Annotated in this window: 7 protein-coding genes; 6 read left to right on the top strand and 1 reads right to left on the bottom strand. The window is 35.4% G+C overall.

The window, feature by feature from the left end; all coding sequences use genetic code 11:
- The first annotated feature begins 71 nt into the window (after positions 1 to 71).
- On the top strand, positions 72 to 1,157 hold the full coding sequence (locus tag JHL15_RS10475) for a sulfatase-like hydrolase/transferase (RefSeq protein WP_200245600.1): 1,086 nt from the start codon (positions 72 to 74) through the stop codon (positions 1,155 to 1,157).
- 106 nt (positions 1,158 to 1,263) lie between these two features.
- Here the strand turns inward: JHL15_RS10475 and JHL15_RS10470 are convergent, their stop codons facing one another.
- On the bottom strand, positions 1,264 to 1,821 hold the full coding sequence (locus JHL15_RS10470; protein WP_200245599.1) for an OmpH family outer membrane protein: 558 nt from the start codon (positions 1,819 to 1,821) through the stop codon (positions 1,264 to 1,266).
- Positions 1,822 to 2,115: 294 nt separating this feature from the next.
- On the opposite strand from JHL15_RS10470, the gene JHL15_RS10465 reads away from it, so the two are divergent.
- The 5 genes from JHL15_RS10465 (at position 2,116) to JHL15_RS10445 (ending at position 11,624) form a co-directional block, all read left to right on the top strand.
- Positions 2,116 to 5,127: a sensor histidine kinase gene (locus JHL15_RS10465; protein WP_200245598.1), complete on the top strand. Its 3,012-nt coding sequence runs from the start codon at positions 2,116 to 2,118 to the stop codon at positions 5,125 to 5,127.
- On the top strand, positions 5,120 to 5,734 hold the full coding sequence (locus JHL15_RS10460) for a response regulator transcription factor (RefSeq protein ID WP_200245597.1): 615 nt from the start codon (positions 5,120 to 5,122) through the stop codon (positions 5,732 to 5,734). The genes JHL15_RS10465 and JHL15_RS10460 overlap by 8 nt, the downstream gene beginning before the upstream one ends.
- A 275-nt stretch (positions 5,735 to 6,009) precedes the next feature.
- On the top strand, positions 6,010 to 7,125 hold the full coding sequence (locus JHL15_RS10455; RefSeq protein ID WP_200245596.1) for a hypothetical protein: 1,116 nt from the start codon (positions 6,010 to 6,012) through the stop codon (positions 7,123 to 7,125).
- A gap of 78 nt (positions 7,126 to 7,203) precedes the next feature.
- Positions 7,204 to 8,130 (top strand): hypothetical protein, encoded by a 927-nt coding sequence (locus JHL15_RS10450; protein ID WP_200245595.1) that lies wholly within the window; start codon positions 7,204 to 7,206, stop codon positions 8,128 to 8,130.
- 392 nt (positions 8,131 to 8,522) lie between these two features.
- Positions 8,523 to 11,624: a non-ribosomal peptide synthetase family protein gene (locus JHL15_RS10445; RefSeq protein ID WP_200245594.1), complete on the top strand. Its 3,102-nt coding sequence runs from the start codon at positions 8,523 to 8,525 to the stop codon at positions 11,622 to 11,624.
- Positions 11,625 to 11,800: the final 176 nt, after the last annotated feature.

Raw genomic sequence — 11,800 nt, 5'->3', positions numbered from 1 at the left:
GAATTAATAATGCTTCGCGGATTTGTTTTTCAACAAAGTTTAGTTTTGCCAGACTAAACTTATCACATTTTATGAAAACCAAATTCTTACTGATACTAATTCTACTTGCTCAATTAGCGGGTGCACAGACAAAAAAAACAAAGAACATCGTATTCATTTCTATTGATGGGTACCGTTGGCAGGAAATCTTTAAAGGGGCAGATGCTTCTCTTTTGAAAAATAAAAAATACCGCCAGCAGGATTCTGTTGATGTTTATAAAAAATTCTGGGCTGAAACAGAAAGCGAACGCAGGATGAAATTGATGCCCTTTTTCTGGAATACAATTGCTAAAAACGGACAATTGTATGGCAACAGAGATTTGGGAAGTCTGGTTAATGTAAGAAACAAATACTGGTTTTCTTATCCGGGAAGAAGCGAAACCATAACGGGCTATTATGATGAAAAGATCAATTCAAATTCATATCCGAATAATCCGAATGAAAATGTACTGGAGTTTGTCGATAAACAGAAAGAATACCAGGGTAAAGTCGTTACTATCGCTGGTTGGGACGCGGTTTCCAAAATTGTTAACCGTGACCGGAACCATATGCCCTTAATCAATCCTTTTGAAAATGCAGAAGGTAAAAATCTGACTGAAGCACAGAAACTGGCTAATGAAATACAAAATTACCTTCCTAATTATTTTGGTACTTCAGTTCGTTGGGACATGGGCACCTATGCCATTGCTAAAACTTATATTGCAGCCAATCATCCTAAAATGGTGTATATCGATTTCGCTGATCCGGATGATCTTGGCCATGCAGGACAATATGATTATTACCTGGATGCAGCACATTATCTGGATACCATGATCGGAAATCTTTGGACAGCTATGCAGGCCGATCCATTTTATAAAGACAATACTACTTTCATTATTTGTCCTGATCACGGAAGAGGTCTGGAAAGCCAATGGACAAGCCATGGAACTTCTGCCGAGCATTCTAATGAAACCTGGCTGATCGCAATGGGACCTGATACTCCTCCTTCCGGAGAAATGAAGAATACTTCACAGGTCTATCAGGATCAGATTGCTCAAACGATGGCCAACCTACTTGGATTTACTTTTAAAGCTAATCATCCTGTTGGTGAACCTGTAAAAACTGTCTTCGGAAAATAAAATCCATTAAATATTAATAGCAAAGCCCCGATCGTACAGATCAGGGCTTTATTCTTTTCAAAAAGTAAATCTTACAAGATGATTATGCTGTGAGATTTTATAATGATTATCTTTTCTTTTTAGATGGCTTTTCTATTTTTTCCGGTTCAGGAGTTCTGTTTAAGAGAATATCCAGAACTTTTTCTGTATAATCGTATTTTTTCTCGAGATAAATAACATTGCTGTCTTGTTTATCAATAACTGTAGCCAATCCGTTTTTTTCAGAAACTGCCTCAACCGCTTTGCTGATCTGATCTTCGAAAGGAACAGCCAGATTTTTTCTCAGCTGAGCAACTTCTCCATTAACACCAAATCTTAAACTGGTTGTGGTTTTAATGTTCTTATCCAAATCAGCAACTTCTTTTTCTCTCTGTTTTAACTGATCACCGACTAATAGTACTCTTTCGTTGTCCAATGCTGATTTTTTCTTTTCATATTCGGACTCAATATTTTGAAGTTCGGTCTTCCATGTTTCAATCTGCGCATTAAGTCTTGCTTCAGCTTCTTTATATTGGGGCATCTTACCCAATATTGTTCTGGAATCTACAACACCAAACTTTTGGGCCTTGCTGAAACTAAATAGCAAGAGTAATATCAGGGTAACAGGAAGTTTCAAATTTTTCATAGGACCAGCCATTAAATTTTATATCAAGTTTTTAATCTGTTTAATTTAAAATTCTCTATTTAAACAGTTTTTATTCTCAAAGAGCAAACTTAGTAAAAAAACAATTAAAGATTATACAACCTAACGTAAACTTAGCAACTGTATTGCATCAACAAGTAAATGTGTTGACTAATAAAATTAAATTGTAAAAATAATACGATACTTCAATCAGTTAATTAAAGTTTTTTTCACTTATTATTGTTTTATTATTATTTATTCCGTTATACCTTTGCTTCATTCGTAAAATAATGAGATTTGCATAAAAATATACTATTAATTTTCATATTTATTTTTTTCAACGTCAGTAGCCAAAAATATAATATAGAACTGTATAATACTGATAGCGGCCTTCCTCAAAACAGTGTAAAGGATATTATAAAAGATAAATATGGATTTATCTGGCTGACAACAGAAAACGGAATTGTACGGTATGATGGTAATCAATTTCAGGTCTACAAGAACTTTCCCTTGAACAGCCAACGTTTTACCTATTTCTATGGGCACCCTGAAAAGGACAGCATTTTCACAGCATGCGATTATGGAAGAATCATCCTGCTACATAAAAAAATCCCAAAAGTGATCAATTCTGAAAAAAGGTTTCCCACTTTGGTATCTAAAGAGCATGTCAATTACCTTTTGTATTGTTCCAATTACAGTTATACCACGTATCCGGGTATCAACTTTTATCTGAATTTTAAAGAAGGAAGATATTACATCAAAGAAAACACACTTACATTTAGTGATAATCGTTCAAAGGCTGAAGAAAATCTTAAAATCAAAGCCATTTATAAGAATATCCCCAGGATTTTTATCGCCAATGAAATGCTGTTTTATATCAATTTTACTACAAAGAAAGTAGAAAAAATAGAGAAAGGGAAAATTGTAAATTCTTATAACGTTCCCTTATTAACTGATAGTAATAGTAAACTTTTCTGGAGCAGAATCAATAATCAGGTTTTCATTCTGAATAAGAATACCTTCTATATGTGTACTTATGAAAAGGAACAATTTAGTATTTCCAAAATAATTCAAATAGATAAAATAAAGAATAATAATCTTATAAGTATCTATTATGACAAGTGGTATCAAAAATTTTATCTTGGAAGCAGTACAGAGGGACTACAAATTATTCATCTCCCCAGTTTTGTTCCGGTAAAAAACTCTCAGTCGGAATCGGTTTTCTATGCTACCCTACCTTTAGACAGTTCTTCAGTCATTAATCCTTATGGAAACGTCTACACCCGTAATGGAGTGATAGGCAATAAAAATTTTAAAAACACGGTTCCTTTTTTCATGGCCTATGATTATTATGGAAATATCATAGTGCGAAAAGATGATGATTTAAAAATCTACCAAAAAACGACTTTATACAACAGTTTCACTTCAGTAAAAAACTTTTTCTTAAAGGATTTCGTTTTTGATACAAAAAGATATTACACTCTGGTTGCAAAGCGAAAAAAAGATGGCACCCCTGAATTTAACGGAGTCCTTCAGATATATAATGACACATCTTTTAGTTCTGAGAAAAAAGAATTTTTATTTGATAGCGAACCTACCAAATTCATTAAGCTTGATCAGGATCATATCTTAGTTGGTACTGTAAAAGGATTATACAATGTTCATATAAAAACGAACACAGTATACAATATACCTGCTAACCAAGAATTATCTATCCGTAATATCATACAATCAAAAGATGGTAATGTATGGATCACTACTTTAGGAAAAGGGTTTTATTTACTGAAAAATAACCAACTTTTTAAAATGCCATCTGATCGTGATAACAATATCTCTTCATCACATACCATTCTGGAAGATGCAAAAGGTTTCTTTTGGATTCCTACCAATAATGGTTTGTACAGGGTTTTAGAAAGGCAGTTATTGAAATATGTCCAAAATAAAGATGTTAAAATCAATTATTACAGGTTTTCAAAAGATTCAGGTTTTAATACCAATGAGTTTAATGGCGGCAGCAATGTATGTGGAAATCAATTGGCAAATGGAGATTTCGTTATTCCATCATTGGATGGTCTCGTTTTTTTTGATCCGTTGAAGATCAAAAGCTACTATCCGAATCATATGTACATAGAAAGAGCTCTGGTAGATAATAAAGAACAATACTTTAAAAATGATCTGCATGTGGAACAAAAATCCAGCAGAATAGATTTGTTCATCGATGTTCCATATTATGCAAACCCGGACAATATCGTTATAGAAGCTAAGATTATGGGCCTGGAGAATGCTAAATGGGAATCAGTGGGGAAAAGCAGAAAATTTTCTATCTCTAATCTCGGGTACGGAAACTATTCTTTTATCGTAAAAATGCTTGTTTCTGATGATGGAAAGTATATTTACAAAAAGATCAATATCATCATCAAGCCTTACTTCTATCAGACCATAGGATTCAAAACACTTATCGTTGCATTACTGTTATTGCTATTATATCTTATCGTAAAGTGGAGAATCAATTTCTTACAAAGGAAAAACTTAGAATTGGAAGAAGTCATTAATGTCCGTACCAAAAGTCTTTCCACCACGGTAGAAAAACTGGAAGCCACAAAAATACAACTTCACAAAGAGATCGAACAGCAAAAGAAACTTATTGGTACGATAACCCATGATATTACAACCCCCGTTAAATTTATTGCGATCACCGCTGAAGAAATGTTGAAAAGCAAAGAGTTCAATCAGCAACGGACAGAAAAAGTTCTTGCCTCTATTTACAAGTCTTCAGATCAACTGTATAATTTTACATCAACCTTAAAGGAATATGCAGATATCTATAGCCATCACAGGTCGGACAAAACGGAAATTTATTCTTTATACACGATTATCAAAGAAAAGAAAGTTCTTTTCAATACAATAGCTGAAAGTAATAATACTTCCATCATCATTAATGTCAATGAGAAAATAGACACACAAATCAGTAAAAATATTCTGGCTGCCATCATTCACAATCTATTAGACAATGCAGTGAAGTACACCAGAAATGGAACTATAACAATAGACGCTAAAACTGATAAATACGGAAATATCATTGTAGTAATAGATGATACGGGTATTGGTATGGATTCACAAAAAATAGAATATTACACAAGGTTACAGGAGAATATTGAAAACGAAAAATTACTACTCCAAAAGTATGGGATGGGTCTGCATCTCGTACTACAATTATTACAAATGATAGAAAGTAAAATTATCTTCAAAAGAAACGATAGTGGTGGAACGATCTGCCAATTGATTTTAAAAAATAAAAAAGATGATTAAACACATTCTTATAGCAGATGATCATGATGTTGTTCTTACAGGAACAAGTCTGATCCTGGAATCAAAAATACCAGATATATCTATTGATCAGGCCGAAGATTATCCGGAGGCCCTAGATAAGATCTCCAGGCAAAAATATGATCTGATTATTCTGGATATCAATATGCCTGAGTCTAAAAATAAAAAAATGATTTCTGAGATCAAAGAACTTGATCGGGATATTAAAATACTGATATTCTCTGCTTATGAAGAGGAAATAGCCGTGCAATACATAAAAGAGGGAGCCAATGGATACCTGAGTAAACTGAGTAAAGTGGATGAGATCTCAGAAGCAGTGATCAAAATATTCAAAGAAGGTTATTACTATCCATCCGGTCTCGTCAATCAATTATTACAAGATTCTCCTTTAGATTCCATAAAAAAACTTTCAGAAAGGGAATATGAAATTTTTATTTTAATGGTGAAGGGATATGGAAATTTAGAAATATCAAACGAAATGAATATCCAGATGAGCACGATTAGCACCTATAAAAAAAGAATCCACAACAAACTGAAAACAAATCACCTTGCTGATCTCATTAAGCTTTATCAAACTTATATTTCCTAGAATCAAACTTTTTAAGAAGTTGCGCAATCATTCCTTAGTGAATGGCAATTTTCGTTTAAAATAATCTTTTCCAGAAGCCTGACAGCAGTAATTTACACAGAATCATGTAGAAAATTTTCTACATGATTCTTTATTTCATTCTACAGACTCCAATAGCTACTTGTAGGGGTAATCCTATAATTTTACACCAACAAATGATTTATCATATAAGTTTCTGTTTCTATCCTTTAATAAAGGATTTTTAAAGCATCACAATCTATTAAAACATGTAATAAATGCGTAGAAATTTTACAACACTATTGAAAACATTAGGATTATTGGTATCGGCAATTACTTTTGCACAAACAGGAAATGTTGGTATCAATACAGTGACCCCAGGATCAACAATTGATATTAATGGGTCGGTAGCTGCGAGTTATAAAACTGTGAATACAGCATCTTACAATTTAACTTCAACCGATTTTCATGTTTCATATAATGGTACTTCTAATGCTATATTCAGTCTTCCATCTGCTATTAATGGGGTTGGAAATTTCAAAGGAAGAATATATACCATTAAGAACAATACCAATTTCACCATAACAATAAATCCAGCAGCACCAGAAATGATTAATGGAAATACAAGTGTTTTGATAACTGCAAATCAAAGTATACAGGTAATCAATACAGGACTAACTGGAACAGCAAGCACCTGGGAGATCATAACAGCAAATAATACCACAACGGCCAGTAATGGACTTAACATGTCGGGAACTGATATTAAATTAGGTGGTACGCTTTCACAGGATACAGATATTGCCACAACAGGAAACAATCTAAGTGTAACCGGTACAGGTAAGGTTTTATTGGGGACTACTACAGTTCCGGCAGGCGCTGCTGGTGCGAAAATAGTTATTGATAATGGTACCACAAATGGAGCATTACAAATTAAGGATGGTACACAACAATTAGGGTATGTACTAACCAGTGATTCTAATGGATTGGCTACATGGTCTTCTACAGTTACCACAGCATTTGCAAATAACTGGACTTCTTACACAGGGGTATTAGCAAATCCTTTTACAGCACCCACCGGGGGTGGCGGTCTGGTAACAGCAGTTTCTCTTACAATTCCTGCAAAAGGATGGTATTTCATCCGTAGTGGCGTGGCTATTAATTCTGATTGCAATGATTATTTCTTTTATATCAATGGTATCGGGGATGTTTGGAGAAGTTATTGTGGATCCAACTCTGCGGCTTTTATGTTTCCCCGGGACCAAAACCGTGTATTATACTTCGCAACACCAGGAAACTATACTGTATTAGCAGGTAAAACCAATGGTATAATTCCAGCTAGCTTTAATGCGGGTAACCCTTCTTTTTATCTGGATTTTGTAAAGTTTCAAAATTAATCCGAAATGAATTTGATATAATCATTCACCATTCAATGCCATCCATCTACTTTGATAATTTAACAACAACAATTCTATATGAAAAGAAATTCAATTTTTCTAAGCTTATTAGCAACTTTAAATGGTATTCTGATCTATTCGCAAGCCGGAAATGTTGGAATAAACACCGTAACTCCTGGCAGTACCCTGACAGTGAATGGTTCATTTGCAGCAACGTACAGAACGGTTACAACGAGTGGAAATGTATCTCCTACGGATTACTATCTTGCTTATAACAGCAATACGAGTGGGACTTTAACTCTACCTGCTGCTATTATTGGTTCCGGTAACTTTATGGGGAGAACCTATCATTTCAAAAATACAGGAACTGCAGCACTCTCTATAGCTGCTAACGGAGCTGAATTAATTGACAATCAAACAGGGGCTGGTGTACCCACCGTAAATGTTCCCCCAGGCTATTATGCATTTTTTATAAGCAAAGGGACCCTATCAGGAACAACCTGGGAGTTAATTTTGCTTTCAAGTTCAGATAGTATACCCGCGGCAGCCACAACATATCCTTTTTCAACGATAAGTACTACAAGCAGACAAGACCTTACTGCCAGTACAGGACCTTATGTCAGAAGAGAAATCAATTATCCTCAGGGAACGGTAATCAATACCGGTAATGTACTGGATATTAGTAATGGTAGATTTACTGCACCTTCAGACGGATACTATATGTTTTATGGCTCCACTCAGTTTGATAATGGTAATATCCCTGGTACTCCAAATTTTGATTTTGTAGTATTATACCTTATGAAAAACTATGCTGTGAGCCCGGATAATATACTGGTTCAGTCTTTCCAGCCTAGTCCAGGTACACTAACTGGTAGAAATGTTTCGTGCATTACCTACCTCAATAAGAATGAAACGGTAAGTATGGCAGCGGCTGCCGGAGTAACTGGTAGTCCAATATATCAGGTGGTCGTAAGCTCCTTTTATGGATACAAGATCGCCAATTAATTTTCTGCAAAAAAATCGCTGGTAGATTCTAATAACACAATCGAAACTCAAACTTGTAGAAGCCCCTCATTTTACAAGATTCTTAATTAAAAAGACTGCCTCAAAAATAGGCAGTCTTTTATTTTAATTCTCAATAGAGTGAAAATTTAACATTTATTATGCATCACATTTGATTTATACTTATATCTTTATTGAAAAATAATTAATATAAATCAATTATAAATAATGTATTAATACATTAATATTAAATTTTAACAAATTAATATAAAACATAAATAATTATTTTAATAATATTTTACACACAATATTATTCCAGGCATCAATTGTCTTTTATTTAAAACATCAATCATGTTATAGACCTTAAAATACAACACCAAATCAAAAAAACTAATATGTCCAACACAAATTCAGCATCAGGAGCACAAACAAGCTCCGCCCTTCCGGTATCTCCTGAAGAAAGGAACAAACTTTTACATGAGTTCAATAAAACGCAATGGGACTTCAACAAAGAGCAAACACTCGTTTCATTATTTCAGAAACAGATTAAACTGCAGCCAGACAACAAAGCCGTTGTCTATAAGGACCAGCACATTACCTACCATGAATTGGATGAAAAAAGCAATCAGATTGCCAACACCTTAATTGCAAAAGGCATAACGGAGGGCATGTATATTCCTGTGTGGCTCGACCGCTCATTAGAATGGGTCATTGCAATCCTGGGAATCATAAAATCAGGAGCTGCTTATGTACCTATAGATCCAACCTATCCCGTAAAACGTGTCGAATACATCCTGCATGATACCAAAGCGGAAATTATAATCACCAATCACACCTTGTCTCAAAATTTATCTGAGCATCCAAACTTCGGGATCTTTTATCTCGATCAAAAGGAAGACCTGATAGATTCTTCTATCCAGCAACCAGAGGTTATTATCCATCATCATGCTCTTGCTTATACCATATATACATCCGGCTCTACCGGAAGTCCTAAAGGAGTAATGATCACCCATGAAAGTATTCAACATCTCGTTACCTGGCATAACGCCTATTTTAAGGTAGATCACACCTCTCAACTCAGCCTGGTTGCAGGCCTGGCATTCGATATATCAGTATGGGAGATATGGTCAGCACTTACCGCAGGGGCTACTCTTTTTATAGCCGACAGTGAAGAGAGAACTGAAGCTTCAGCTCTTGTAAGCTTTTATCAACAAAATAAAATTACCCATGGTTTTGCTCCGACCGTTTTAGTTCCGGCAGTGGTTGCTCATACCAGAAACCATAAAGATCTTCACCTGCAATATCTTTTTACCGGTGGTGAGAAGCTTAAGCCTGTCCTTACCGATGGATTAAGTTATGAACTTATTGATTACTACGGTCCGACAGAATGTACCGTATATGCTACTTTTAAAAAGGTTAAAGATCTTCATGGAACATATGTTTCTTCAATTGGAAAACCCATCGCGAATGCTACGGCATATATACTAGGAAATCAAATGGAACTATTACCAATAGGTGCAACAGGAGAATTGTACATCGGCGGAGCATTGCTTGCTAAGGGATATTTAAATAATGAAGAACTAACATCTTCAAAGTTTATTGTTAATCCTTTTATGGAAACAGAAAAACTATACCGTACAGGAGATCTTGCCCGATGGTCATCTGATGGAGAAATTCAATTCCTGGGAAGGATGGATAATCAGGTAAAAATAAGAGGATTCCGCATCGAGTTAGGAGAAATAGAACGCACATTTGAAAGACTAGACGGGATACAGGAAGCTGTAGTGATTACAAAAAACACTTCAGGAAATAACAAATATCTCGTAGCTTTTATTGTTTTAAAACCTGGCACTCAAAAGGATATTTCACAAATCAGAAACTTGCTCAAAGAAGAATTACCAGGCTATATGATTCCTGCACAGATCATCAGCATCGACAACATTCCATTGACAGCCAATGGAAAAACAAATACTACCCTTCTACACAGCCTTGCAGAAAAAGAAGCAAACGAACTTATTTCACTCGAGCCACCCACAAACGAAACAGAAAAGATGATAGCTGACATATGGTCTTCAGAGCTGGAACTTCCGGTTATTAATATAACCGATAATTTTTTTGATATTGGTGGAAATTCACTTTTAGTAGCTGTGGTCGCAGTCTCTTTACAGGAAAAATTAAATGTAAAAGTCTACTTACGCGATGTCTATCAGTATCCTGTTCTGAAAGATCTCAGTGATATTCTGACAGCACGTATTCATGAGGCCAGAGAAGCGATTCCCTTAGAAGATGTAGAACCTTATGTTGAATTGCAACAAGATGTTTACCTGAACCCTGGAACCCGGTTTGAAGATAATTTTGATCCTGATAAGCTGGAAAATCCATCTGCCATATTTTTAACGGGAGCCACTGGCTTCGTGGGAATTCATCTCCTTCAGGAGCTTTTAGATACAACAAAAGCAGATATTTATTGTCTGGTAAGGGCACAGGATGAATTTTATGCCATGGAAAAAATCAACCAATGCTTTGTTCAGTTTCATATTCCTCAAAATCATTTGCAAAGTTCAAGGATCATTCCGGTCTTAGGAGACCTGGCTTTACCATCATTAGGTTTATCGGATGACAAATTCAATATGCTGGCAATTACGATTGATCTGATTTATCATTCCGGAAGTTCAGTAAACTTCATTGAACCATATTCTTATATGAAGGCGCCGAATGTAGACGGAATCAGAGAAATTATTCGTCTGGCAGGAACCGAAAGAACAAAATGCCTGGCATTATTATCAACGATTTCGGTTTACAGCTGGGGACATGTATTCACAGGAAAAGAGGTTATGATGGAATCTGATGACATTGAGCAAAACATCATGTCGGTAAGTAAAGACATTGGTTATGTACGAAGCAAATATGTAATGGAAGCCATAGCAGATCTTGCAGCAAAAGAAGGACTACCATTGATCACCTACCGCCTGGGATATGCAATGTGCCACAGTGAATCCGGAGCCAGCGCACCTTATCAGTGGTGGTCAGGACTTGTGAAAAATTGTATTGAATTTAAATCTTACCCTGCATTAACAGAACTTAGAGAAGGACTGATCACCGTTGACTACATGACCCGATCAATGGCCCATATCACAAAAAATAAAAAAGCAATCGGAAAGAAATTCAACCTCATTGCCAGTCCGGAAACCAATCTCACCCTGGAAGATTTCTTTGGCTTGCTTAAAAAAGATTACCCTTATGAACTTACCCCACTCCCTTACAAAGAGTGGCGCAAACATTGGGAAAACGACAGCAAAAACAGATTGTATCCACTGACAAGCCTGTTTAAAGATAATATGCATGAAGGCCTGTCTACTGTGGAACTCTATCAGCACACTTATATTTGGGACTGCTCTAATGTAAAGGAATTCCTCAAAGATTCGGATATTAAAGAACCCGTCTTCAATAAACCCGTCCTCGATTCTTATTTAAGATATTTGGGCATATATTCTTAGTTTCAGTTATGGTTTATCCCCGGCCCTGGTCGGGGATTTATGATCTCACCATCAAGTTCCGGTAATTCTTTTTTTGGTTAATATCGTTGAAAAAATCGTGCGGATCTGGGAAAACAATAATAAAGAAAACAAAATGGAGAAAAAAAATCTTTTGAGTGCTCTTATTTTTTTAAAAA

Origin of the sequence: Chryseobacterium paridis (assembly GCF_016595215.1) — a bacterium.
GTDB lineage: Bacteria > Bacteroidota > Bacteroidia > Flavobacteriales > Weeksellaceae > Chryseobacterium > Chryseobacterium paridis.
Note: the sequence above shows the minus strand (reverse complement) of the source record. Positions and strands in the feature narration are given on the sequence as shown.